This window comes from Raoultibacter massiliensis (assembly GCF_900199545.1).
Classification (GTDB): Bacteria; Actinomycetota; Coriobacteriia; order Coriobacteriales; family Eggerthellaceae; genus Raoultibacter; species Raoultibacter massiliensis.
On record NZ_LT962671.1, the window covers coordinates 73,766 to 96,272 of the forward strand.

24 protein-coding genes are annotated in these 22,507 nt (G+C 60.6%); 17 read left to right on the plus strand and 7 right to left on the minus strand.

Annotated elements, in window-relative coordinates:
* Positions 1 to 290: 290 nt before the first annotated feature.
* The 3 genes from C1719_RS04390 to C1719_RS04400 are packed head-to-tail and all read right to left on the minus strand — an operon-like array spanning position 291 to position 1,962.
* Positions 291 to 677, minus strand: coding sequence for a plasmid mobilization protein (locus C1719_RS04390; RefSeq protein ID WP_013978948.1), 387 nt, complete (start codon positions 675 to 677; stop codon positions 291 to 293).
* Positions 677 to 1,750 carry a site-specific integrase gene (locus C1719_RS04395; RefSeq protein ID WP_013978947.1) on the minus strand — a complete coding sequence of 358 codons (1,074 nt, stop codon included), beginning with the start codon at positions 1,748 to 1,750 and terminating at the stop codon, positions 677 to 679. Before C1719_RS04395 ends, C1719_RS04390 begins: the two co-directional genes overlap by 1 nt.
* Positions 1,750 to 1,962, minus strand: a complete 213-nt coding sequence (locus tag C1719_RS04400) for a hypothetical protein (RefSeq protein WP_013978946.1) — start codon at positions 1,960 to 1,962, stop codon at positions 1,750 to 1,752. Before C1719_RS04400 ends, C1719_RS04395 begins: the two co-directional genes overlap by 1 nt.
* A 139-nt stretch (positions 1,963 to 2,101) precedes the next feature.
* Here C1719_RS04400 and C1719_RS04405 point away from each other — a divergent pair, with 139 nt between their 5' ends.
* The 4 genes from C1719_RS04405 (at position 2,102) to C1719_RS04420 (ending at position 4,222) form a co-directional block, all read left to right on the plus strand.
* Complete coding sequence (locus tag C1719_RS04405; protein WP_022362993.1) at positions 2,102 to 2,521, plus strand: helix-turn-helix domain-containing protein; 420 nt, start codon at positions 2,102 to 2,104, stop codon at positions 2,519 to 2,521.
* A 166-nt stretch (positions 2,522 to 2,687) separates the two neighbouring features.
* On the plus strand, positions 2,688 to 3,080 hold the full coding sequence (locus C1719_RS04410; protein ID WP_245874358.1) for a TetR/AcrR family transcriptional regulator: 393 nt from the start codon (positions 2,688 to 2,690) through the stop codon (positions 3,078 to 3,080).
* Between the two features lie 73 nt (positions 3,081 to 3,153).
* Complete coding sequence (locus C1719_RS04415; protein WP_013978943.1) at positions 3,154 to 3,792, plus strand: class I SAM-dependent methyltransferase; 639 nt, start codon at positions 3,154 to 3,156, stop codon at positions 3,790 to 3,792.
* A 7-nt stretch (positions 3,793 to 3,799) separates the two neighbouring features.
* On the plus strand, positions 3,800 to 4,222 hold the full coding sequence (locus C1719_RS04420) for a metal-dependent transcriptional regulator (RefSeq protein ID WP_013978942.1): 423 nt from the start codon (positions 3,800 to 3,802) through the stop codon (positions 4,220 to 4,222).
* A 498-nt stretch (positions 4,223 to 4,720) separates the two neighbouring features.
* Here the strand turns inward: C1719_RS04420 and guaA are convergent, their stop codons facing one another.
* A complete protein-coding gene (gene guaA / locus C1719_RS04425) occupies positions 4,721 to 5,704 on the minus strand; it encodes a glutamine-hydrolyzing GMP synthase (protein ID WP_102374034.1) in 984 nt (327 codons plus the stop codon).
* Positions 5,705 to 5,882: 178 nt separating this feature from the next.
* On the opposite strand from guaA, the gene C1719_RS04430 reads away from it, so the two are divergent.
* The 8 genes from C1719_RS04430 to C1719_RS04465 all read left to right on the plus strand — a co-directional run bounded on the left by C1719_RS04430 (position 5,883) and on the right by C1719_RS04465 (position 14,913).
* Positions 5,883 to 6,452 carry a TetR/AcrR family transcriptional regulator gene (locus C1719_RS04430; protein ID WP_102374035.1) on the plus strand — a complete coding sequence of 190 codons (570 nt, stop codon included), beginning with the start codon at positions 5,883 to 5,885 and terminating at the stop codon, positions 6,450 to 6,452.
* Complete coding sequence (locus C1719_RS04435) at positions 6,452 to 7,288, plus strand: 4Fe-4S binding protein (RefSeq protein ID WP_102374036.1); 837 nt, start codon at positions 6,452 to 6,454, stop codon at positions 7,286 to 7,288. Before C1719_RS04430 ends, C1719_RS04435 begins: the two co-directional genes overlap by 1 nt.
* A gap of 86 nt (positions 7,289 to 7,374) precedes the next feature.
* Positions 7,375 to 7,584, plus strand: a complete 210-nt coding sequence (locus C1719_RS04440; protein ID WP_102374037.1) for a hypothetical protein — start codon at positions 7,375 to 7,377, stop codon at positions 7,582 to 7,584.
* Positions 7,585 to 7,885: 301 nt separating this feature from the next.
* A complete protein-coding gene (locus tag C1719_RS04445; RefSeq protein WP_102374038.1) occupies positions 7,886 to 9,334 on the plus strand; it encodes a M20/M25/M40 family metallo-hydrolase in 1,449 nt (482 codons plus the stop codon).
* 6 nt (positions 9,335 to 9,340) lie between these two features.
* A complete protein-coding gene (locus C1719_RS04450; RefSeq protein ID WP_102374039.1) occupies positions 9,341 to 10,762 on the plus strand; it encodes an MFS transporter in 1,422 nt (473 codons plus the stop codon).
* Positions 10,763 to 11,070: 308 nt separating this feature from the next.
* On the plus strand, positions 11,071 to 12,567 hold the full coding sequence (locus C1719_RS04455; RefSeq protein WP_102374040.1) for a phytoene desaturase family protein: 1,497 nt from the start codon (positions 11,071 to 11,073) through the stop codon (positions 12,565 to 12,567).
* Positions 12,551 to 13,453, plus strand: a complete 903-nt coding sequence (locus C1719_RS04460; protein ID WP_102374041.1) for a phytoene/squalene synthase family protein — start codon at positions 12,551 to 12,553, stop codon at positions 13,451 to 13,453. Before C1719_RS04455 ends, C1719_RS04460 begins: the two co-directional genes overlap by 17 nt.
* A 5-nt stretch (positions 13,454 to 13,458) precedes the next feature.
* On the plus strand, positions 13,459 to 14,913 hold the full coding sequence (locus tag C1719_RS04465) for a DUF92 domain-containing protein (RefSeq protein WP_245874361.1): 1,455 nt from the start codon (positions 13,459 to 13,461) through the stop codon (positions 14,911 to 14,913).
* Positions 14,914 to 15,031: 118 nt separating this feature from the next.
* Here the strand turns inward: C1719_RS04465 and C1719_RS04470 are convergent, their stop codons facing one another.
* Positions 15,032 to 16,024 (minus strand): DUF5692 family protein, encoded by a 993-nt coding sequence (locus C1719_RS04470; protein WP_102374042.1) that lies wholly within the window; start codon positions 16,022 to 16,024, stop codon positions 15,032 to 15,034.
* A 118-nt stretch (positions 16,025 to 16,142) separates the two neighbouring features.
* Positions 16,143 to 16,796: a TetR/AcrR family transcriptional regulator gene (locus C1719_RS04475; RefSeq protein WP_102374043.1), complete on the minus strand. Its 654-nt coding sequence runs from the start codon at positions 16,794 to 16,796 to the stop codon at positions 16,143 to 16,145.
* A gap of 193 nt (positions 16,797 to 16,989) precedes the next feature.
* On the opposite strand from C1719_RS04475, the gene C1719_RS04480 reads away from it, so the two are divergent.
* From C1719_RS04480 to C1719_RS04495, 4 genes are all read left to right on the plus strand, one after another.
* Entirely contained in the window at positions 16,990 to 17,841 is an 852-nt protein-coding gene (locus tag C1719_RS04480; protein WP_102374044.1) for a class I SAM-dependent methyltransferase, read from the plus strand.
* Between the two features lie 8 nt (positions 17,842 to 17,849).
* A complete protein-coding gene (locus C1719_RS04485; RefSeq protein ID WP_219717798.1) occupies positions 17,850 to 18,791 on the plus strand; it encodes a patatin-like phospholipase family protein in 942 nt (313 codons plus the stop codon).
* An 87-nt stretch (positions 18,792 to 18,878) separates the two neighbouring features.
* Complete coding sequence (locus C1719_RS04490; RefSeq protein WP_102374045.1) at positions 18,879 to 19,685, plus strand: tRNA threonylcarbamoyladenosine dehydratase; 807 nt, start codon at positions 18,879 to 18,881, stop codon at positions 19,683 to 19,685.
* The gene (locus tag C1719_RS04495; RefSeq protein WP_180963474.1) at positions 19,682 to 20,428 is read left to right on the plus strand and encodes a TatD family hydrolase; all 747 of its coding nucleotides are present in this window, start codon (positions 19,682 to 19,684) and stop codon (positions 20,426 to 20,428) included. The genes C1719_RS04490 and C1719_RS04495 overlap by 4 nt, the downstream gene beginning before the upstream one ends.
* On the opposite strand, the gene C1719_RS04500 is transcribed toward C1719_RS04495, so the two are convergent.
* Positions 20,425 to 21,015 (minus strand): hypothetical protein, encoded by a 591-nt coding sequence (locus C1719_RS04500; protein WP_102374047.1) that lies wholly within the window; start codon positions 21,013 to 21,015, stop codon positions 20,425 to 20,427. The two genes, C1719_RS04495 and C1719_RS04500, sit on opposite strands and share 4 nt — an antisense overlap.
* 333 nt (positions 21,016 to 21,348) lie before the next feature.
* On the opposite strand from C1719_RS04500, the gene C1719_RS04505 reads away from it, so the two are divergent.
* The gene (locus C1719_RS04505) at positions 21,349 to 22,506 is read left to right on the plus strand and encodes a hypothetical protein (protein ID WP_102374048.1); all 1,158 of its coding nucleotides are present in this window, start codon (positions 21,349 to 21,351) and stop codon (positions 22,504 to 22,506) included.
* The last annotated feature ends 1 nt before the right edge of the window (position 22,507 follow it).

The window sequence follows — 22,507 nt, forward strand, 5'->3', positions numbered from 1 at the left end:
TGCAAGGGAGGAAGCGAAGGCGCGTTCCTCGCCCCATCGGGCCGTTGGTTTTCCGAAGCCCGGAGGGCGCTTTGTTTTGCCGCTTTCGCCTTTTCTCTCGGGCGGCAAAAGAAATCGGAAAAGCATCGCAACCCTTGCGGGGCGCATCGGGCGGCTGTGCGAACCTTTGATGCCCAAGGAGGAGGCAAGGCGATCCGATCGAACGGAGCCCGCCGTGCCGCGAATGCCCCCAGGAGGCTGTCTGAGGGTCGACTGCTCGGGGGAAGCCCTTGCCGGACCGCCCGGCGGAGCTAGCCCCTCGCCATCCTGAGGACCGCCGCGTCCTGCTGCGCCACGTCGTCCCCGACCGCCCCGAGCTCGTCGGCGCCGAGGTCGATGAACACGCGCGTCAGCACCTGCATGAGCTCGATGAGGCGCTCGTCGATGCCGTCGGCGCTCCTGAGCCTCCTGAGCTCGACGTAGACGGATCTCATCTGGTCGCGCAGCATCCTGTAGACCCTCACGTTCGGGCTGACGTTTATGTCGCGGCACTCGAGCCTGGAGGTTATGTAGTCCTGCTTGGTCATGCCGCTCGCCGCCACGAGGGCGTTTATCACCTCGTCCTCCTCCGGCGAGACCCGGAACGCTATCGTCTTGCTGCGCCGGCGCCCTTTGTAGTCGACGGTCGGCCTGGACATCAGGGCCTCCTTCTCTGGTCGAGCGCCGCTGCCATGTCCGACTGCTTGCTGGGGAAGAGGTGGGCGTAGCGAAGCGTCATCTCGTAGGTCTCGTGCCCCAGCCGGTCCGCTATGGCGATCGCGCTGAACCCCATCTCTATGAGGAGCGAGACATGGCTGTGGCGAAGGTCGTGGATCCGGATGGGTTCGAGCCCGCATGCGGCGCAGCCGCGCTTCATCTCGTGGTGCAGGTAGCTTTTGGTGAAGCAGAAGATGCGGCAGGCGCGCCGCTCCTCCGGGATGGATCCGAGGAAATCGGCGAGCTCGTCCGCAAGGAACTCCGGCATGACCACATCTCTCTTCGATTTGGGCGTCTTGGGCGAGGTGATGACGTCCCTCCTCCGGATCCGCTGGTAGCTCTTGGTGACGTGGATGAGGCACTTTCCAAGGTCGATGTCGTTCGGTTCGAGGGCGAGGAGCTCGCCGACCCTCAAGCCGCACCAGTACAGGATCTCGAACGCGTAGAAGCTGGCTGGCTTGTCCATCACCTCCTCGCTGAACGCGAGGTACTGCTCCTTCGTCCAGAACTTCATCTCCGACCCCTGCCGCTCGCCGATCTTGATGGTCGGGGCGGCGGGACTCTTTCCCAGGCCGTAGTACTTGACGGCGTGGTTGAAGATGGCGCTCAGCTGGTTGTTTATGGTTCTCAGGTAGGTGCCGCTGTACGGTTTTCCCTCGTCGTCGTACGAGCCCACCATCTTGTTCTGCCAGTCCACCACGTCTTTGGGGGAGATGTCGCACATCCTCTTGGGTCCGAAGAATGGCACTATCTTCGTGCGGATGATGTGCTCTTTGGTGAGCCAGGTGTTGAGCTTGAGCCTTGGTCTCACGTCTTCGGAGTACCTCTTCACGAATGCCTCGAAGGGCATCGACATGGACCCGTCGGCGCAGGCCAGGAACTCCGTCTCCCATGCCAGCGCCTCTCCTTTGGTCGCGAACCCTCGCTTCACCTTGTGCTTGCGGTTGCCGTCGATGTCGCTGTAATAGCACTGGACGTACCAGGCGCCAGTCTTCCCGTTCATGTAGGCGGGCATCAGCGGGCCTCTTGTCTGGGAACGCCGTCGGCGCAGTGGAAGCGCTCGTAGAAATACTTTCGGCTCACCTTCCCTTTGATGGTGGTGTAGCCTCTCTGCTCCATCTCGGAGTTCAGCATCCTGATAATGCGGTAGGCGTAGGGCCTGCTGATGCTGAGGGCGTGCATGACCTCCTCGACGCCCATGATCACCGGCTTAGAATTCTGCTCCATATCTTCCTCCTTCGTTCGATGAACAGAACAGGAACGTTCTGTAATTCGTGACACTAGCAGAACGAAAATGTTCGGTCAAGACAAATTGAGAACGTTTTTGTTCTCTAGTATCATGGGGGAAACGATCAGAGGAGGAGAGATGACGACGGGAAGCCGCATACGGGCATTGCGCGAGTCGCGGGGGATGACGCAACGGCAGCTCGCTGAGAGGGCCGGCTGCACCGACGCGGCCATCAGGAACTACGAGGCGGGCAGGAGGGCGCTGAAGGGCTCCGCCCTGGATGCGATTGCAGGAGCCCTCGGGGTCGCCCCCGAGGCCCTCATGCCCGTCCAGGCTGAATCCGCCAGGGACGCCCTCGAGCTCCTCTTCAGGATCGAGGAGGAGTTCGGGCTCAGGCCCGTCGGTGGAGGCAGGCTCGCCGTCGCGCCCGGCGCGGAGAAGGCGCCTAAGCTCGCCGCCGCCATCAAGGCCTGGGAATCCCAGGTGGATGCGCTCGACCGCGGAGAGATAACCCCCGAGGAATACGAGTCCTGGAAGAGGGAGTTCGGCGGATGCTAAGCAGCATGCCGCGGGGCGCTCGAGGCTTATGCCGCCAGCATGCAGCTGAATGAAGATCCTTCGACCAAGGGCCTGTTCGCCAGTGGCTATCTGAAGTGATTGCGCCAAGCTCATTATTGACCAATGTTCAATAATGATTTACCATGAGCTAGAGGAGGTGGAAGCTATGCCCAGAATCGTCAAGAACCCGGATGAGCGCAGGCGGGAGCTGCTCGTCACGGCGATGCGCCTCTTCGCCGAGGAGGGCTACGATAACGTCTCGGTGAGGGCGGTGGCGCGGGCGGCGGGCGTTGCGCCGGGTCTCGCCTACCACTACTTCGACTCGAAGCAGAACATGTTCGACGCCGCCATCGAGGAGTACTCGCGGCGTTGCGCCGAGGGCATCATCGCGATCCTCGACGACCGAGGCCTCTCGCTCGACGAGAAGCTCGACCGCGCGATCGAGGCGGGGGCCGACCCCGGCGCGTTCGACCACGCCCACTTCTTCCCCGCGGGGGGGAACGGCGCGCTCCCCNCCGCCCTGGTCGCCGAGTTCAGGTCGGGCGAGAAGGCAGATTAGATAACCGCCCCAATTCCAGTTGGGGCTTTTCTTGACGTTAGATGTTGAACAATGCTCAATAGAAGGGAGCGACATGGAACAGAAGAACGCAGACGAGTTGAAGGCGCGGTCGAGGGCAGCGTTCGACGCCCAGGCTGAGACCTACGACGCCGGAATGCAGGGGGACCATGCGCGGGGGCTCTACCGCATCGTGGCGGGCGAGGTCGCCCGGGCGTGCGGCGGCATCGACTCGCCCCGCGTGCTGGACCTGGGGTGCGGGACCGGGGCCCTCGCCGAAATCGTCCTCGACGAGATCCCGGGCTGCGCCCTCGTGGGGGTCGACCTTTCGGCGAACATGGCCGAGCGGGCGGCCGAGCGTCTCGGCGGGAGGGCGGAGGTGGTCGTGGGCGACGCGGAGCGCCTGCCCTTCCGCGATAATTCTTTTGATGCGGCGTACTGCAACGACTCGTTCCACCATTACCCCGATCCGGCGCTGGCGGCGTTCCAGGTGTGGCGCGCGCTGCGCCCGGGCGGCACCTTCGTCGTCGGCGACGTATGGCAGCCGGCGCCCGCGCGCGCCGTCATGAACGCGTGGATGCCGCACTCCGCCGAGGGGGACGTGCGCATCTACTCCGAGGGCGAGATGCGGGAGATCCTCGGCACGTGGTTCGGCAGCGTGAGCTGGCGGCGGATCGGCCTCACCTCCTGCGTGGCAATCGCGCGAAAAGACTAGCCCCTTCATGTCTAAGATGGAAAAGAATGAAAGCACCCGCCCTTGGAATAAGCCGTCCCGGTCGCGCGAATCCGCCGAGAACTACCTCAGGGCGATCCTGGAGATCCGCTCTTCGCATGGGCGATGCCGCAACGTCGACATCGCGAGGCACTTGGGCATCTCGAGGGCGAGCGTCTCCAAGGCCCTCGTGAAGTTATCGGAGGCGGGTCTTGTCGAGGTCGTCGACCATGACGTTGGCTTCACGCCGGAGGGGAGGGCTATCGCTGAGGCGACGAGTGCGAGGCATCGTTTCTTCGAGAGGCTGCTGCGCGACGCCGGGGTCGCCGCCGACGAAGCATCCAGAGATGCCTGCCGCCTGGAGCACTGCGTCTCCGCCGATTCTTTCGAGAAGCTCTATTCCCACTTGACGAGGAGTCATCCCTCCGAGTAAAACGACGGCTGAGCGCGCCAGGGGCCCGCAAGCCTCGCGTTACTACTCGGGAGGAGTGGTTGCGAAATCAACCCGTTTTCGTGAGTTTGCGAGAATGACGCTTCCAGGCTCTCCACCAGGGGCAACCGTCATTCTTGAGTTTCGTTTTTCCGGGTGAGTTTCGTTTGAGTTTCGTCGATTTTCGACGGCACTTGCAAGCCTCCCGCCATCATTGCCTCTCGTTGGCTTGTAGGTTTTTCGGTCGTGTCGGTTCTCTTCGGTTCTGTTCGAGTCGTTTCAGGCTCGTTCGACCCATGCCCGTTTGCCATGGGGTGACAACCGACCATGCGTCTATCTGCGGAAACGAGAAGGCTCCTCGATTCTTTCGAGGAGCCTTGTGAGTTTCTATCTGATTTCGGAATCATGCGGTTTGCAGGTGCGGACGTTCTGAAATGTCGTCATCGGTCGCCATCGGAACCGCTAGAAACCGTATGAAAAATACGAACAAACGTTCTATTACTATTCCCACTCGATCGTGCCGATAGGCTTGGGCGTGAGATCGTAGCACACACGGCAGATGCCGGGAACCTCGGCCAGGATGCGGTCGGTGATCTTCTTGAGCAGCGCCCAATCGAGTTCGGGAACCTCGGCGGTCATGGCGTCGACGGTGTTGACCGCGCGGATAATGGCGGGCCACTCGAACGCGCGCACGCCGTCGCGGACGCCTGTCGCGCGGAAATCGGGGACCGTCACGAAGTACTGCCACACTTTGCCCTCTAGGCCGGCTGCGGCGAACTCTTCGCGCAGAACGGCATCGGCTTCGCGGAGCGCTTCGAGCCGATCGCGCGTGATGGCGCCGAGGCAGCGCACACCCAGGCCCGGGCCGGGGAAAGGCTGGCGCTCGACCATGCTCTCGGGCAGTCCCAGCTCGCGACCTATCACGCGAACCTCGTCTTTGTACAGGAGCTTCACAGGTTCGCAAAGCTCGAATTGCAGATCGTCGGGCAAGCCGCCCACGTTGTGATGGGCCTTCACGCCGTCGGATTCGAGAATGTCGGGATAGATCGTGCCCTGGGCGAGGAAGCTCACCTCGTCGCCTACTTTGCGGGCCTCTTCCTCGAACACGCGGATGAATTCGGCGCCGATGATCTTGCGCTTCGCCTCGGGCTCGGCGACGCCGTCAAGCAGCGAAAGGAAGCGATCCACCGCGTCGACATACACGAGGTTCGCATCGAGCTGGTTTTGGAACACGTCGACAACCTGCTCGCTTTCGCCTTTGCGCATGAGACCGTGATTTACGTGCACGCAGATGAGCTGCTTGCCAATAGCCTTGATGAGGAGCGCTGCGACCACGCTCGAATCCACGCCGCCGGAAAGGGCCAACAGCACCTTCTGATCGCCCACTTGGGCCTGAATCGCTTCGACCTGTTCGTCGATGAACGCTTTTGCCTGTTCGGGCGATGCGATTCGCTCCATATCATCGGGGCGCTTGTTGGGATCCATTCATGTCCTCCTCTGGGTCGTCTTTTCGTATGAGGGGATTATAGCGAATCGGCGGGACCGTGTTGCGACAGCGCGTCGGATCACGATGATCGTCACGTAATTTACGGTATTGACGCGCGGTTCGCGCAGATATATATTACACTTGTAATATAACATATGTAATATATAGGAGGCTGTAATGCCCGAGCAAAGGGTGACAAAGGTCAGGGTGCTCGACGCCGCGCTAAGCATCGTGCGCGAACAGGGGGAAGAAGCCCTGAGCGCGCGGGCGATCGCCGAGCGTGCCGAGTGTTCGGTGCAGCCGATCTACAGCTTGTTCGGCGATATGGCCGCTCTTGCTGAGGAGCTGTACGACCATGCGCGCGCATGGGTAGCCGCCTACAATCTGGAGCACATGCACGACGGGGCGAATCTGTTCGAGGCGAACGGTTTCTCGCATCTGCGCCTCGCGAAAACCGAGACTAACCTCTTTCGCTTCCTGTATCTTTCGCCCCATATGCACCCCGAAGGCTTCGAGGAGCTGTTCCAAAGCGTTGCTCTCGATGGGGTGGAAGACTGCATCCAAGACCTGGGGCACCTTTCGGCCGAAGCGGCTCACGAACTCTATCTCAGCATGATCGTTTACACGCACGGCATGGCCGCTATGATCGCTTGCGGCGCACAATTCACAGATGCCGATCTGCACGAACGCATGGATCGTTCGTTTCAGGCGTTCGTGGCGCAGATCAGGGAAGGGGAGCGAAGCTGATGACGGCAGGCGAAGGTGCGGCCGATGGGGCCGGGCGGCGTAGGGCGGCATCTGCGGAAAACGGAGCTTCGCGTTTCATCGGCGGTCGCCCTCGTAAACACGGCTCGGGTGCGGTCCGTCAGCGCGTTCGGCGCTTGCTGTTGTTGGTGTCGTTTCTTCTGTTCCCGATAACGATCTTCTATTTTTCGCCGGTGCTTATCATCGAAGGTGCGCTAACGGGCGTGGTCGTGGCGAGCGCGCTCGTGTTCACCGCGCAGTTCCTGCTGTCGCTCGTATGCCGTCGCACGTTTTGCGGGTGGCTGTGTGCGGCGGGTGGTTTGCAGGAACTCGAGTCCACGGTAGTGGGAAAGCCCGCGAAGCTAGGATGGCGCACGCGCATCAAGTACGTCATTTGGGTGCCGTGGCTCGCCTCCATCATCGTCTGCGCCTGGGTGGCGGGCGGATTCACCCTGATCGATCCGTTGGCCGGTATCCCAGGCGGCGTATCATTGAACAACCCGCTCGGGCTTCCCATCTATTTCGGCATCGTGGCGCTGTTTTTCGTCCCGAATTTGTTTTTGGGTCGGCGCGCTATGTGCCACTGCGTCTGCTGGATGGCACCGTTCATGGTGATCGGTGGCAAGCTTGGCCGCGCGGCGCGTTTGCCTCAACTGCGCATCGTCGCCGAACCCGAAGCGTGCATCGCATGCGGCAGATGCACGAAGGCATGCCCGATGAGCCTCGATATGCAAGAGCTGCTTGCGTCGGGCGACATCCTCGATGCCGAATGCATCCAATGCGCGGCGTGCGCGGATGCGTGCCCCAAAGACGTGTTGGCCCTGCGGTGCAGCCGATAACGTCGCAGCGCAAATGGCGTTCTTGCAGCCCCTTGATAGAGGCTCCTGCGTGATAGTGGCCTTTTTGCTACGATAAGCATCATCATATGATCTGCATTGATCAATCATTGGAGCGATCAGGACTCTTCGACGAGGTGCGCTTCTATTCCCGTACGGGCGAATGCCTGTATCCGGTAGGTCGAGAGGGCGTGACAGCCGGTATTGCACTGCAAGAGATCTTGTTCGGCCTTTGGACGAGCGAGGAGGAGCAGCACTGCGCCTTCCTTCGAGAGAAACTCGCGGCCTTGCGAGAGTAAGCCGCATCCGCGTGACCCTCTTTGCGGTTGCACGAAGATGGCGCGCTTAAGCGACCGGTCGCGAGCACCGTCGTTCGCGGCGCATGGTGCCGAAGGGCGCTGCCGTGAGGCGCGGTCTGCTGCGGGCGGAGCTGCTGCGAAGCGTTCGGGCAATCCCGCCGCCAACTTCTCGCAGGTGGCTTATACTGGACGACAGTACGCAAGAATCTGTGTACCGCGCCTCGCGCGCCGCATGCACTGCGTCGGGCAGGACGCGCAGACCGTGCCGCCGACGCTGCGCTGTCGGTGAAAAGGAGGAAACATGGCAGTGATCTTCGCGATCCTCGCGATCGTCATCGTTTTCGTCGTTGTGCTGGTGGTGAATGCCTTGCGCCTGAAGCCGACGCCGGTGAGCGACCCTCTGCCGCAAAGTTCCGAATCGGGCGACGATGCCGCCGTCGAGCGCTTCCGCGAGATGCTGCGCATGCCCACCGTGTGGGCGGCCGAGGATCCCGACGCCGATCATGAGCCGTTCGATCGCTTCGTGCCGCGCATGCGCGAGTTGTATCCCCGCGTATTCGAGAGCCTCGAACTCGAGCTCGTTGAAACGTATGGCATCATGCTCAGGTGGCCGGGTGTGAACTCCGCGCTCGGTCCGATCGTTCTCATGGCCCACCACGATGTGGTGTCGGCCAATCCCGAGGAATGGACGCACGATCCGTTTGCGGCCGATATCGAGAACGGCAAGATATGGGCGCGCGGGTCGGTGGATACCAAGTGCATTTTGGCCGCGCTCTTCGAGGCGGCCGAGCGCCTGCTTTCCGAGGGCTACGTTCCGCCGCGCGACATATACCTGTGCTCGTCGAACTGCGAGGAGGACAACGGCAACACCGCGCCCGCAATGGTGCAGCTCTTCCGCGATCGCGGCATCGAACCGTATATGGTGCTCGATGAAGGCGGTGCGGTTATCGATAATCCGCCGCTTGGAGTAACCCGCCCGTTCGCGGCCATCGGCGTAACCGAGAAAGGGCTGTTCAGCGCATTTCTCACGGTCGATTCGCAAGGCGGACACGCTTCGACTCCGTCGCTTGACGACGCGACGGCAAAACTCGTGTCGGGGCTTGACGCGTTGCAGAAGAACCCGGCGCCCGCTAAGCTCTCGACGCCCATCGAGGCCATGCTCAAGGAGCTCGCTTCCTACGGCGGCTTCGGCCTCAGGCTCGTGTTCGGCAACCTTTGGCTCTTCCGTCCGCTCGTGCTCAAGATCATGAAGGGCGATCACGAGACGGCCGCCATGGTGCGCACCACCTACGCCATTACCGAACTCGAGGGGTCTCCTGCGGCGAACATCATACCCAAGCAGGCGAAGGGCACGGTAAACGTGCGCATCGATCCGTCCGAGACGATCGATATTGCATTTGGCCGCATAAAGGAGCGTTTCGACGATCAGACCGAGTACGACCTGAGGTTCGCCATCGATCCCTCGCCGATATCGCCGTTCGATGACGCGGCGTTCGATTATTTGCGCGCCGTGACGCATAGCATCTATCCGGATGCCGGCATCGCACCCTACGTTCAATCTTCGTCGAGCGATGCGCGGCATTGGCATCGCATCTGCCCGCGCACGTACCGCTTCGCCGGCTTTCTGTTCAAAGGCGATCAGCGCGCCCGCATTCACGGGCAGGACGAGAACCTCGATGTCGATGCGTACAAGCGCGGCATCGGATTCTATATCGAGCTTATCCGCAACCTCGACCGTTTGGGAAAGTGAGGCTCCATGACCGAAACCACGAAGCCGAATGCGGGGCGGGCGAGCGGGGATTCCCGCAAGGGCCTTTCGCAAGGCGGAAAATTCTTCTACGGCTGGTGGATCGTTGCGGGCGGCCTGCTCATCATGGCAACCTGCTACACTGTTTTCGTCAACTGCATTCCTCTGTTCCAATCCCATATGGTCGAAGATCTTGGCATCACGGTGGGGCAGTTCAACACGGGCGTGTCCATCTGCACGGTCGTGGCGGTGTTCGCTTCTCTTGTGATCGGCAGGCTGACCGATAAGTGCAGCGCGCGAGCGCTTGGCGCCGTTACGGTGCTCACGAGTTCGGTGGTGCTCGTGGCTTTCTCGTTCATCACGCAGCTGTGGCAGCTCTACGCGCTCTGCATCATCGCCGGCATGGTGGTTGTTGCGGGCACGCGCCTGCTCGTCTCGGTTCTCATATCGAACTGGTTCACGCTCAAGCGCGGCCTCGCCGTTTCGATCGCCCTTTCGGGTTCGGGGCTCGGCGGCGTCATCCTTTCTCCAGTGACGAGTGCGATGATCGTCGGGTCGGGTTGGCGCTCGGCGTTTCTGCTGCTTGCGGTCATCTGCCTTGTGTTTGCTCTTCCGATCGCGGTGATAATGTTTCGCAGCCGACCGATCGATAAGGGGCTTGAGCCCTACGGTGCGGGCGTCGTCGAGAAGGAGAAAGCCGATCGCTCCCCCGATAAACCCGTTTCGGTGTCTATCGGGTGGAGGCACCTGCGCAAGAACGCGGGCTTTTGGATGCTCATCGTGGGCTTCGTGATGATGGGCATCGTGAACGGCGCCATCATCACCAACTCGATATCCAACATGACATCGGTGACGCTTGACGGCGTCGAGGTGGTTACCGGCGGGCACTCGACGATCTGGGCGGGCGGCGTGTGGTCGTTTTACCTTGCCGTCGTCATCTTTGCGAAAATCGCCCTGGGAGCCATTTACGATAGATGGGGCATGAGGGTGGGCACCATCCTCGGTACCGTCGCTTCGGTGCTCGCGGGCATCGCCCTGTGCTTTCCCGCAACCGATTGGGGTCCGATTATCGCCTGTCTGTTCTTCGGGTTCGCAACTTGCATGGGAACGGTTGCGCCGCCCATCATGGTGGTCAAGGAATATGGGAAGAAAGACCTCGGTACGGTCACCGGCATCGTGACCGCGTTCGAAATGTTCGGCGCGGCGGTCGGCGCGGTGGTTTCGGGCATCATGTTCGACGCGTTCCTGTCGTTTGTGCCCGTATGGATCATGGTCATCGTCGCGTCGGCGCTTATGGGGGTCACGCTGCTCGCATCGATTCCCGCGGCCCGCAAACTCGTCGAGCGAAGGATTGCCGAAGGCGCCCCCGAACTCGATGCCGAGGGATTCGAGATAGCGTCCCCAAGCGAGCAATCGAAAGCGCGCGCCTAGGCGCTGCGATCCGGTTTGCTTGATGCGCCGTCCGGTTTCGGGCGGCGCATTCGTTCGATCCTGCACGACCAGCATGCGCTTGTTCTTGCGAGGCGCTTTTCAGGAAGCCATCCGCTCTGCCTCCCCGTCGATTGCGCATCGAATGGATTCGTTTTGCATTCGCGGGAGCAACGATTGGGCAACCTGGATGACACCTGTGTTACGGCGATGGAACAACTTGCTATAAAACCGCAGATCAAAGACCCAAGTGAAAAGAAGGGACAATACAATGACCTTACTGCATATATAAAGTTCGGTTAAGGAGTCGTATGAAACGGGTCAGCGTCATCGGTGCCGGGGTGGGCGGTTTGGCAGCCGCCATCAGGCTGCAGCAAGCCGGATATGAGGTGGAGCTTTTTGAAAAAGAGCCGCTTGTCGGCGGGAAGATGAATAGCATCAAGGGATCGGGTTTCGCGTTCGATGTGGGTCCGACCATCGTGATGATGCCCTCTTTGTACCGCGAGGTGTTCGAGCTTTGCGGACGCGATCCCGACGATTACATTCCGATGGAAAGAGTCGAACCGCTGCTTGAGATAAGCTTTTCTCCCGAAGAGAGGTTGCCGCTTTCGAACAACCTGTCCGATTTGACGGCGAGCCTCGAGGCTGTGAGCGAAGAGGATGCGGAGGGCTACTTCGAATACCTCGCCAAGCTGTACAAGCGCTACCGCATCGCGAGGGACAACTTTCTTCAGCGGCCTTTTCGCAAGCCGACCGATTTCTACAATCCCCGGAGCCTGGTGGCGGGAGTTCGGCTCCATACGCTCGGCGACGCCTATTCCTCGGTGTCGAAATACGTGAAAGACGACCGCTTGCGCAAGGCGCTCGCATTCCAAACGCTCTACATAGGCATATCGCCCTACGAAGGGCCGTCGCTTTACATGATCATCCCCATGATCGAGCTTCTTTACGGTGTGTGGTACATCAAGGGAGGCATGTATTCGATGGCAAACGCAATGGGCAGGCTGCTTGCCGAGATGGGCGGAATCGTTCGCACCTCGTCGCCGGTCGAGCGCATAGCGATCGAGAACGGGCGAGCCGTCGGCGTTGTCGCGAACGGAGAATTGCATGAATCCGACTACGTGGTGTGCGACGCCGATTTCCCCTACGCCATGAAGGAGCTCGTCGCTGACGCTTCGGCGCGCGGCAAGTACACGCCTGAGAAGATAGAGGCGATGGACTACTCGTGTTCGTGCTTCATCATGTACCTCGGCCTTGACAAGCGATATCCGACGCGGGCTCTGCATTCGATCAGGTTCGCCTCCGATTTTCAGAAGAACATCGCCGATATCTTCGATGACGCGCGGTTTCCCGACGACCCCTCGTTTTACCTGTACGCCCCCTCGTCTCTCGATCCCTCGCTTGCTCCGGAAGGGTGCCAGACGCTTTACGTGCTCGTTCCCGTTCCTCCCCTCTCGGATCGATCGCCCGCATGGACAAAAGCCGATACGGTGCTCTATCGCAAAAAGGTGCTCGATCTCGTGGAGCGCGAAACCGCGTACAGCGACATTCGCGATCATATCGCGTTCGAGAAGATCTATACGCCAGTCGATTTTGCCGAGCGGTTCAATGCTTGCCAAGGCGCGACGTTCGGGCTGCGGCCGACGCTGCTGCAAAGCAACTACTGGCGTCCGCACAACAAGGCAACCGATTGCGAGAACCTGTATTTCTGTGGAAGCAGCACCCATCCGGGTGCGGGAGTGCCGATCGTGCTGATGAGCGCGAAGCTGGCTTGCGAGGAGCTGATGAAAGATGACCGTGCCGTATAGACGATTCACCGAACGCGCCGGCGATTTCGCATGGTGCGAGGATGTTATCAGGCGAAACTCGAAGAGCTTCTACCGCGCGTTTTCCCTCTTGCCGAAATGCAAGCGAGAAAGCGTGTTCGCCCTTTACGCGTTTTGCCGCGCTGCCGACGACTGCGTGGACGTCGAAGCGAGCGAAGCGTCTCTCGATGCGCTCGAACGCGATCTCGAGCGCTTTCTTTCGGGGTTGACGCGCGACGAGCCGATGTGGCGGGCGATGGACGTCGTCTTCGAATCTTTCGACCTTGACGAACAGCCGTTTTTCGACATGATCGAGGGCCAGCGCCGCGATCTTTCTTTCAGGCAGCCTCAGACGATCGGCGACCTTGAAGAGTACGGGTACTACGTTGCGGGCTCGGTCGGGCTGATGCTGCTGCCGATTCTCCATTCGCGCTCTGCAGTTTCGGACGGGCTGAAGCAAAGCGCGATCGACTTGGGCGTGGCCATGCAGATAACCAATATCTTGCGCGATGTCGGAGAGGATCTCGATAGCGGGCGCGTGTACCTGCCGGCCGATGCGATGCGCGAAGCGGGGTATTCGCAAGCCGAGCTTGACAAGCGCGTTCTCAATCAGAGTTTCGTGTGTGCGTGGGAGTTGCTTGCCGAACGCTCCGAAGAACTCTATCTTCCCATGCAGCGCGATGTCGCGCTGCTCGATGAGGATAGTCGAATGGCCACAATATCGTCGTTGTTTTTGTATCGGGGCATCATGGATCAGGTTCGCGAGAGCGGCTACCGGTGCCTGACGGCGCGCAGCGTCGTTTCTCCGAAAAGGGCCCGTCAGTTGGTGGCCGAAGCAGAGGCGTTGCTGCGCAAGGCCGCGCAGCCCGCTCTTGTCGAGGGAAGGTGATCGACGTGCAGAACTACATAGGCATGGGGCTCTCGCTCGTCTACGTCGGCCTTGTTCTCGCCGTATCGGGCATTCTTTCGCGCAAAGGCGCTTCATCCGAGGCCACGCGAAAATTCGTCCACATCGCACTCGGGGGCTGGTGGGTGATTGCGGCACTGTATTTCGATTCGCCGTTGTGGGCTGCCGCGCTGCCGGCGGTTTTCATCGTTGTCAACGGATATGCGTACCGCAAGCAGGTGCTTCGGTTCATGTCGCGCGAGGAGGGCGACACGCCGGGTACGGTGTATTACGCGGTGTCTCTGACGGCGCTCGCGCTGTTTTCGTTTTGGATCGGCAACCCCTACGTGGGCGCGCTCGGGGTGTTCAGCATGGCGTTCGGCGACGGGTTCGCAGCCGTGATCGGGAAACGGTACGGCTCGCGGAAGGTTCCGTTTTCTTCGGGCAAGACCCTTGTGGGAAGTGCGGTGATGTTTGCGGTGAGCTTTTTCTCGTGCGCGGCGGTGCTTTTGCTTGCGGGCCGGCCGTTCGCCATCCTCGTTGCGGCGCTGCTTGCGGCTGCGGCCGCCGTGCTCGAGGCGATCTCGTCGGACGGACTCGATAACCTGACGGTTCCTTTAGGGGTTTCGGCGCTGTACGCTGTGCTGTTCCTTCCGGCGGCTGCATACACGCCTGGCCTCGTCGGCCTGCTCCTAAGCGGTGCCGTAGCGGTGCTTTCGATTCGGTTCGGCCTGCTGACCGTTGCGGGAGGGCTCGGTGCGGCGATCGTGGGAGCGCTTGCCTTCTCTATCGGCGGATGGCCCCTGTGGCTTTTGCTCATGTGGTTTTTCGGCAGCTCGAACATCGCGTCGAGGATCATGGCGAAGCGGTCGAATGCCGAACGCAGGAAAAAGCATGAAACGAGGAGGCTCAGGCAGGTGTTGGCGAACAGCGTGCCGTTTCTGGCCTGCGCCGTCGTATACGCGATTACCGGCGATTCGAGGTTCCTGATCGTTTCGGCTGCGGCCCTCGCCGCAAGCACCGCCGATACATGGGCGTCGGAAATCGGAGTTTTCAGCGCGAACCCGCCGATCAACATCCTGACCGGCAAGCGCATGCAGCGTGGCCTTTCCGGCGGCGTGAGCCCTCTCGGTTTGGTTGCAACTGCCATCGGATCGACTACATCGGCCTTTCTTGCCATGCTTCTGTTCCACGCGTTCGGCTATTCCGTGCCGACGGGGCCCGATGCGTTTTTCTTCATCATCGCCTGCGGCGTTTTGGGCTCGCTTGTCGACAGCGTGCTCGGCTCCCTTCTGCAGGCAAAATACCGTGTATCCGAAAAGCCCGATCTGGTGGAGGCGCCGTCTGCGGGTGGACGGGGCGGTTGCGTCCTCGTATCGGGCTACGCATGGGTCACCAACGATGCGGTGAACTTCATGAGCGGGGCGATCATCGTGGCCCTCGGTTTGCTGCTGGTCGTGTAGGCGGGGCTCGCTGATCTCCCTGGGGGCCGCGAACGCGATCCGCGGCCCCCGTCTGCAGCGTTTTTCCGCCGCGCTGCCCGGCCTATCCTGCGATCCTGCGGGATTTCGATTGACAGGCTTAGGCGACCTTCGGTGCATCCTCGGCGCGCGCCATGGCCTTTTCGTAATCTTTCGTCCCCACGAATATCTCGTTGGTGTAGGGATTGCGCTTGAGTTTCTTCGAGCGGTAGATTACGTAGCCGATGGCGGCCACGTTGGCGAGCAGCGATACTATCGAGATGGCGAGGTTCACATTCGGGTCGTTCACCGACTGCACGGCGAAGACGCTCGAATCGAGGAACATCGAGAAGCATTGGGCGAACATGCACCAGATGGCAAGCGTGAAGGCGCGGTTTTGGATCCAGCCGCCCTTGTTCCAGAGGAATGCGGCGACGGTGGGCGCAAGCAAAAGCGCAAGGCCGCAATAGAACGAATGGGTTGGCAGGCAGTTGTAGGTGTAGCAGAAGTTCCAGATGTCATAGGAGATGATGAACACCCACGTCATGTCGGGCCAGAGCATGTCCTGCTTCTTCTTGGAAACGTAGATGCCGAACCAGCCGGTCATGACGAAGATGTTGATAAGCCCCGCAATGCCGTTGAACACGTTGTGCCAGCCGCCGTACAACGTGACTCCCTCGCTTGAAACCCAGGTGGTTCCGAATGCGCGCACGGCCGATTCGAAATCGCTCACCACGGCGATGAGGATGTTGATGGCAACGATGACGAACGGGAAGCATTTGAACCAATGCGACTTGCCGATCGCGCCCCATCTGTATTTGAGCGCCATGAAGCCGATGCAGCCGATGGTTGCCGCATAGAGCTTCGCGTAGTGAAACCAGCTGTTCATGTACAGATGGGTTGGGTTGTCGAGCGCCCATTCGGCGCCGGATGCGGCACCGACCGTGATTGCTATGAAGTAGATCGTGAGCCCCGCCGGCAGCACGATGAAGCAGAAGACGCCGCCCGCCCTCGTGCGGCGTGCGAGTTCGTTGATGAGGATCAGGCTGATGAACACGACGGCCCATCCGATCCATTGGTAGATGGCGTTTTCGCCATAGACTTGGAATAGCATTGGTCATCCCTTTCTTTTCCTTGGTGTGAGACGTGCGGGGCCAAGCATCCTTGCGGGCGCTCCTTTCGTTTTGCCGGGCGGCTTGGCTCATCCGGCTTCTTCGGTTGTCGGTATGCCTTTACGCTCCTTGCGTGTCGGGTCTTTTCGATTCGCCTTCAGGATCCTTGGGACCTTTGGGGCCGTCGGCGGGCCCGCATCCCCTGTCCATGTGCAGCGTTTGGGCGATGATGTCCTTCAAAACCTCGTCGTCGACTTCGGGATGCCTTCGCACGAACCCTACGACGCCGACGATCAGCACGTAGAAGGTTTCGTAAACGTGATCGATCTTGATCTCGTGCAGCGCCTCGTAGTCGCGCACGGTCGTTTCAACGATGTAGGAGGCCATGCGGTCGGCAACGCGGTTGAGAAATTCGAGGTAGAGTGCCGAATTCTCCCGTGATGCGAGCGCTCTTCTGAACGAGTCGTGTTCGAATACGCCCAGGCGCAAAAGTTTGACTACGCTTTCGAGCGCGTGTTCGATGTTCCCCTGTTGCCTTTGCGCGTTCCAGTGGTGGAGCGCTTCGAGGTAATCGCCGATGTAATCGTCGAGCACAGCCGAAGTAACGGCGTCTTTGCCGGGGAAGTAGTGGTAGAAGAGCGTTCTCGTGACGCCGACGCGGTTCGTGATATCTTGCACCGACGTGCGGGAGAGCCCCTGCTCTTCATAGAGCTGTCGCGCTGCTTCCACTATATCTGCGCGCCGCGTTGCATGCTGCTCGCTTTCGCCGCTCATCGGTACACCTCCGATCGATGTGCTCGGCATCGCCTGATGAGCGCAGGATACGCTTTTGGTTGACGGATCGTCAATAGACACTTTTGACGATCCGTCAACGACCGTGCGGGCGAAGCGGGCGCAAGCGCGATGGCTGCGGTTGCGGCCTCCCGTATATAATGGAGCCGTTGTTCAAACGAGAAAGCGATATGCTATGGATCTCTACGCCGCACTGCAAAAGCCCAAACCCTTCGAGCGCGGAGCGAGCATATGGACCGATGCCCGAATATCTCCCCAAATGCTGCAGGCTCATCTGGATGGGAGCACGGATTCGGCGAGCTATGCGCCCGATCGGATAGATAAGACGGTTTCGTTTCTGCGAGACAGGCTGTGTCTGGACGAGGGGAGATCCCTTGTCGACCTTGGTTGCGGCCCTGGCTTGTATGCCGAGCGGTTCGCCCGGCAAGGCGTTGCGGTGACGGGGATCGACATTTCCGAGAGCTCGATAGCCTATGCGACCGCGCAGGCGAAACAGGCGGGGCAGCTTATCGAATACCGTAACCAGAGCTATTGCGAGCCGTTCGGCGAGAGCTGCTTCGATGCGGCGATTCTCGTATGGGAGGATCTCGGAGTCTTGTCGCCCGATGAGAGGCAAGCGGTTTTATGCAACATTGCCGCAGCCCTTCGGCCCGGTGGAATGTTCGCCTTCGACGTGGCGTCGGAGCAGAGGCTTTCCGAGCTCGATTCAGGCGGTTCGTGGGAATCGTTCGAAACGGGGTTCTTCCGCACGCATCCGCATGTGGTCATCGGCAAGACATGGTTGTTTCCCGAAACGAACTCGTATTGCGAAACCAGCGTTGTCGTGGACGATGAGATAGCGGTCTACCACAATCATCTGACAGTGTTTACCGAACAGCGCATCGCGCAGGAGCTGCATTCGGCGGGGCTTGTCGTCGATTACGTCGGCGGTGATCTGATGGGAAGCCCCTTGACCGGGGAGTCATCGCAGCTGGGCGTCGTGGCCGTAAAGAAGCGAGAGGCGATGCCGTTTTCGACTGATCGGTGATATTTCTGATGGCGGGCATGCTCGGCGCGGGTATAATCGCTTTCATGGAATCTCTTACGGTTAACATACCCGATGTCGCGCTTGTCATCGAAGGCGGAGGCATGCGGGCGAGCTATACGGCGGGAGCCGTGGTGACGCTGCTCGAGCGCGAGATGCGCTTCGGAAAGGTGTACGGAATTTCGGCCGGTTCGAGCCATGCCGTCAACTACGTATCGTGCGACATTGCCAGAACCAAGGCCTCGTTCGTCGATCTTGTGAACGATCCTCGGTTCGGCGGCGTGAAAAGCATGCTTTGCGGCAAGGGGTATTTCAACGGGCCGTACCTATACGAGGGAATCGCCGAAGAGCATGCCGGCATGGACGATGCGTTTGCGTTCGATTGGGACGCGTTTCAGGCGAACCCCGCCGATGTCCACATCGAGGGGTTCGATTGGGATACGGGTGAGACCGTTGAATGGACAAAGGCCGACATGCCGACCATGCGCGATATGATGCTGCGCGTGCGCGCAAGTTCGACCATGCCCATCTTCATGCCGCCTACGACTATCGGGGGACGGACGTATATGGATGGCGGCATGGGGGATAGCTGGGGAATCCTGCTCGATGCGGCGCGGCGTGACGGCTTCGAGCGTCTCTTCATCATCCGCTCGCAGGAGCGCGAATACCGCAAGAAGCCCATGAGCCCGACAGTGCAGCGGTTGTTCCGCATGCTGTTCCGCAAGCATCCGCTGGTGGCCGAGCGGTCGATCGAGCGTTGGCGCCACTATAACGAGATCCTCGACGAGATCGAACGGCTCGAACGCGAGGGCTCTGCGATGGTGTTCTATCCCGAATCGATGGGCGTTTCCAACAAGGAGACCGACTATTCGAAATTGCAGGCTTCCTATGAACGCGGGTACGCGCAGGCCCGACGCGAGGCCGATGCCTGGGAGGCGTGGCTGCGCCCGTAGCGGCGATCCCCGCTTTTCGCAATCGTCCTCGACGTTTTTCGATCTGCATGGTCGTGCTACCATGGTTTTCTGTCGAAAGGATGGTCTATGGGTGCCGATGGGCAAAGCGCTACCTCGAAACTTGAGGTCATACTGGGTCGCGAAGGCGTGGAGCGCCTTGGGGGCTCCACTGTCATGGTGTTGGGTCTGGGCGGCGTGGGATCGAACTGCGTTGAGGCTCTGGCGCGAGGTGGCGTGGGACGCCTCGTTATCGTCGATCACGACATCGTGCAAGAAAGCAATATAAACAGGCAGGCGATCGCCTTTCGCAGTACGGTCGGACGCAAGAAAACCGAAGTCATGCAGGCCATGATAGCCGATATCAACCCTTGGGCGGAAGTGGCTGCTCACGATATGTTCGTGCTCTCCGACAACCTTGCGGAGCTGTTCGATGCGTATCGGGGCGAGCTCGACTACGTCGTCGATGCGATCGATACCGTTTCGACCAAACTCGCCCTTGCCCTTCTTGCCCAGGAAAGGGGATTGCGCCTCATCAGCAGCATGGGGGCTGCAAACAAGCTTCACCCGGAATGCTTCAGAACGGCAGACCTGTACGAGACGGTTAATTGCCCGCTTTGCCGAATAATGCGGAAGGAGGCACGCAAGCGGGGCATCGACCGCCTGCGCGTTCTGTACTCGTGCGAAGAGCCGGTTAAAACGGAATCGGGCGAGGGGAGCGAACGGCGAGACCGATCGAACCTGGGAACGGCGTCGTTCGTTCCTCCCATCATGGGGCAGATGATAGCCGGCGAGGTCATTCGGGAGCTGTCGGGCATCGGCGGGGGCGGCGAGGCGAAGCGCAATGCGATGAAGCTGGCCGATTCGATCAAGCGCACGGGCGGCGAATGCCGATGACCTTGTTCGACATGCATTGCCATCTTGATTTCTTTGACGATGTGCGATCGGCGGCTGCGAAGGCCGACGAGCAAGACCTGAAGTGTTTTTCCGTGACGGTGACGCCACGGGATTTCGGAAGGGCCTTCGAATTGCTCGGGTCCCATACTAATATTCGCGTCGGCCTCGGCCTTCATCCGTGGTGGGTCGCCGATGGAAGCTGCGGGTGGGAGGATATCGCCCTTTTCGAGCAGATAGCTTCCGGGTCGTCGTTCATCGGGGAGGTCGGGCTCGATTTTGGAAAGCGCTGCAAGGGTTCGGAAGCCGTTCAGCTGGCGGCGTTCGAACGGGTGCTTGCAACGTGCGGACACGGCGGAAAGGTCGTATCCGTTCATGCGGTGCGTGCGGAAGATGCGATGCTCGACATGCTTGAGCGGTTCGGCACCGCGCGGGCGAACGCCTGCATCATGCATTGGTTTTCGGGATCGTCAGATCAGCTGCAACGCGCTATCGGCCTCGGTTGCTTCTTTTCTGTGGGGCCGAAGATGGCTGCGTCGAAGCGGGGCCGGGAGTACGTGAAGGCGATTCCCGAAGACCGGTTGCTGCTCGAAACCGACGCCCCTGCCGGGCCGGGCGCGCCGGCATCCTCGTTCGACCTTGCGGGGCTGTTGTCCGACACGCTTGACGAGATCGAGCGGTTGCGCGGCCTTGATGCCGCTGCCCGCATCGAGCAGACGTCCGAGCGGCTGTTCTCGGGTTTCTAGCGGTACTCGCTTTCGTCGGCCGATTGCCAACCGAGCAATGCGTCTCCGACGAGGCGGAATTCGAACGGCAAGGGCTTGGCGAGCGCGCCGTCGTCGATATTGGTCGGTATGGCCTCCAGATCGTGCTGCATGTCGAAGAACGAAACGTCCTCGAACGCCTCGGCATCGGCCGCCGCTTCTTCGGCGTCGGCCTCGAGGATGCTGATGACGGTGTCGAGATAGCCATCGAGGCGGGCGCTGCTTTCCCTGATGGCATCAAGGTCGCTTTTCTTGAACACCGAGAGCTCGGCGCAATACCAGCCGATGGCCTCGGCGTCGTCTTCGCCCATAAGGTCGCTGAGCACGATGCCGTGCTTTTCGAGGTCCTCGATCGTATAGCATTCCGAAAGAACCTCGGGTCCAACGAGCATCTCTTCGCCGCCGTCTTCATCCTCGATGCAATCGCTCATGACGTAGACGGCCAGCAGGATGAGTATGTCCTCTCGGTAATTGAGGGAGATTCCGAAATGATAGTTCGGGTCATCGTGATACGAGCCCCAGAAGATATCGGGCTGATTCTCGAGCAGGGTCTGGACGGTGGCGGCCATGGCGTTCCTTTCCGAAGATGCACGTACGCATCAAAGCGCATGCAAACTATAGCACGTACCGGTGCGTTTATCAGGGAGCGTCACGGTTTATGCCGATCGGCTGCCGATGGAGTCGTCGCGGTTTTCGAAAAGGCCCCGAAACCCCCTTGCGCCGCTCGCAGCTTCGTGCCACCTCGATGCGGACTTCTTGCGGATGATTTCAGGAGGCGATGCGCATGTTGTGTGGCTGGGAGGTAACGGTTGGATGGAGAATGGAAAGCCCGCTTCGACGTGCGGTATGTTCAGTGGTGAAGATGTGTTCAACATACTGAAGGAAACGAAAGGAGGCCCGCCGTGGCAAGCGAAGCGCAGGACCGGAAAGCCAAGAAGGGGGGTCTGTTCGACGACCTTTCGGCAACCCAGGTTATCGCCGGCGCTCTTGCGGCGGTAACCTCCATGCTGCTCGCTTCCCAGATCGGCATCGCCGGTTCGGTGATAGGCGTTGCGGTTGGTTCCATCGTGTCTGCGGTTGCATCCCAGCTGTATAAGAAATTCCTCGCCGCCTCGGCAGAGAAGCTGCGTGATCTGAACCCCGTCGATGCTCCGTCGGCCCCGAGGGGGGACGGAAGCGAAGACGCCTTGCCGGCTGCGACGACGGCCGAGGTGGCATCGGTGCGGACTGCGGTGCTTGCGGCAGAGTCCTTAGAGGGGCCTGCCGAAAGCACCAGAGGCGAACGTGCGCGCGAAAGCGAATCTCCCGTGCTCGCAGAAGGGGTTGCCGCCGACAAGACGGCGGTGCTGAGCCCGATAACCCGCAGGCAATCTCACACGCCGAGCCTGGACGATACTGCCTTGCAGGGCGATGCGACCGTCATTCGCGCGAAGACGCTGCGCAAGCACAAGAAGAGGCTCCAGCGAAGCGTTGCTGCCGTAGCGGTTGTTTCTGCGCTTGTCGCGGTGGTGGTTTCGGCGTTCTTGGTCAATGCTCTGACGGGTGGACAGGGCATCGGAGCGAAGGTCTCGCCGTTGCCTTCGGTCTATACGCAGAGCGGACCGGCGGACGATGCAGCTGCGCCTTCGTCGGACTCATCGGCTTCCGATACCGGTTCTGACAAAGGCAAAGGCGATGCCGCATCACCCGATGCCGGGAAGGATTCGGGATCGGATCAGTCGGGTTCGGGATCTTCGGGGTCGGCCGATGATGGAAAAACCGATGGTTCATCGGGTTCATCGGGTTCGTCGGGTTCATCGGGCGGAAGCGACCAGGGATCGGACGGCGAGGGAAGCGGCGGGAATGCCGGAAGCGGCGACGGCCAGGGGTCGTCGGGATCCGGCCAGGGGTCCGGTTCCGAGTCGGGCTCGGGTTCCGGATCGAATCCGAGCAGCGACCAAGGATCGGGATCGAATTCGGGATCGAATTCGGGATCGGGTTCCGGCCAGGGATCGGCAAGCAAGGCGGCAGGCGAGACGGCTGCCGGTCAATCGGCTGGGAATCGAGTGGCCGCCGGTTAAG

Excerpts from the sequence above, each read along its gene's own strand:
- C1719_RS04390 (WP_013978948.1), bottom strand. The coding sequence starts at position 677 with ATGTCCAGGCCGACCGTCGACTACAAAGGGCGCCGGCGCAGCAAGACG.
- C1719_RS04395 (WP_013978947.1), bottom strand. The coding sequence starts at position 1,750 with ATGCCCGCCTACATGAACGGGAAGACTGGCGCCTGGTACGTCCAGTGC.
- C1719_RS04400 (WP_013978946.1), bottom strand. The coding sequence starts at position 1,962 with ATGGAGCAGAATTCTAAGCCGGTGATCATGGGCGTCGAGGAGGTCATG.
- C1719_RS04405 (WP_022362993.1), top strand. The coding sequence starts at position 2,102 with ATGACGACGGGAAGCCGCATACGGGCATTGCGCGAGTCGCGGGGGATG.
- C1719_RS04415 (WP_013978943.1), top strand. The coding sequence starts at position 3,154 with ATGGAACAGAAGAACGCAGACGAGTTGAAGGCGCGGTCGAGGGCAGCG.
- C1719_RS04420 (WP_013978942.1), top strand. The coding sequence starts at position 3,800 with ATGTCTAAGATGGAAAAGAATGAAAGCACCCGCCCTTGGAATAAGCCG.
- guaA (WP_102374034.1), bottom strand. The coding sequence starts at position 5,704 with ATGGATCCCAACAAGCGCCCCGATGATATGGAGCGAATCGCATCGCCC.
- C1719_RS04430 (WP_102374035.1), top strand. The coding sequence starts at position 5,883 with ATGCCCGAGCAAAGGGTGACAAAGGTCAGGGTGCTCGACGCCGCGCTA.
- C1719_RS04435 (WP_102374036.1), top strand. The coding sequence starts at position 6,452 with ATGACGGCAGGCGAAGGTGCGGCCGATGGGGCCGGGCGGCGTAGGGCG.
- C1719_RS04440 (WP_102374037.1), top strand. The coding sequence starts at position 7,375 with ATGATCTGCATTGATCAATCATTGGAGCGATCAGGACTCTTCGACGAG.
- C1719_RS04445 (WP_102374038.1), top strand. The coding sequence starts at position 7,886 with ATGGCAGTGATCTTCGCGATCCTCGCGATCGTCATCGTTTTCGTCGTT.
- C1719_RS04450 (WP_102374039.1), top strand. The coding sequence starts at position 9,341 with ATGACCGAAACCACGAAGCCGAATGCGGGGCGGGCGAGCGGGGATTCC.
- C1719_RS04455 (WP_102374040.1), top strand. The coding sequence starts at position 11,071 with ATGAAACGGGTCAGCGTCATCGGTGCCGGGGTGGGCGGTTTGGCAGCC.
- C1719_RS04460 (WP_102374041.1), top strand. The coding sequence starts at position 12,551 with ATGACCGTGCCGTATAGACGATTCACCGAACGCGCCGGCGATTTCGCA.
- C1719_RS04470 (WP_102374042.1), bottom strand. The coding sequence starts at position 16,024 with ATGCTATTCCAAGTCTATGGCGAAAACGCCATCTACCAATGGATCGGA.
- C1719_RS04475 (WP_102374043.1), bottom strand. The coding sequence starts at position 16,796 with ATGAGCGGCGAAAGCGAGCAGCATGCAACGCGGCGCGCAGATATAGTG.
- C1719_RS04480 (WP_102374044.1), top strand. The coding sequence starts at position 16,990 with ATGGATCTCTACGCCGCACTGCAAAAGCCCAAACCCTTCGAGCGCGGA.
- C1719_RS04485 (WP_219717798.1), top strand. The coding sequence starts at position 17,850 with ATGGCGGGCATGCTCGGCGCGGGTATAATCGCTTTCATGGAATCTCTT.
- C1719_RS04490 (WP_102374045.1), top strand. The coding sequence starts at position 18,879 with ATGGGTGCCGATGGGCAAAGCGCTACCTCGAAACTTGAGGTCATACTG.
- C1719_RS04495 (WP_180963474.1), top strand. The coding sequence starts at position 19,682 with ATGACCTTGTTCGACATGCATTGCCATCTTGATTTCTTTGACGATGTG.
- C1719_RS04500 (WP_102374047.1), bottom strand. The coding sequence starts at position 21,015 with ATGGCCGCCACCGTCCAGACCCTGCTCGAGAATCAGCCCGATATCTTC.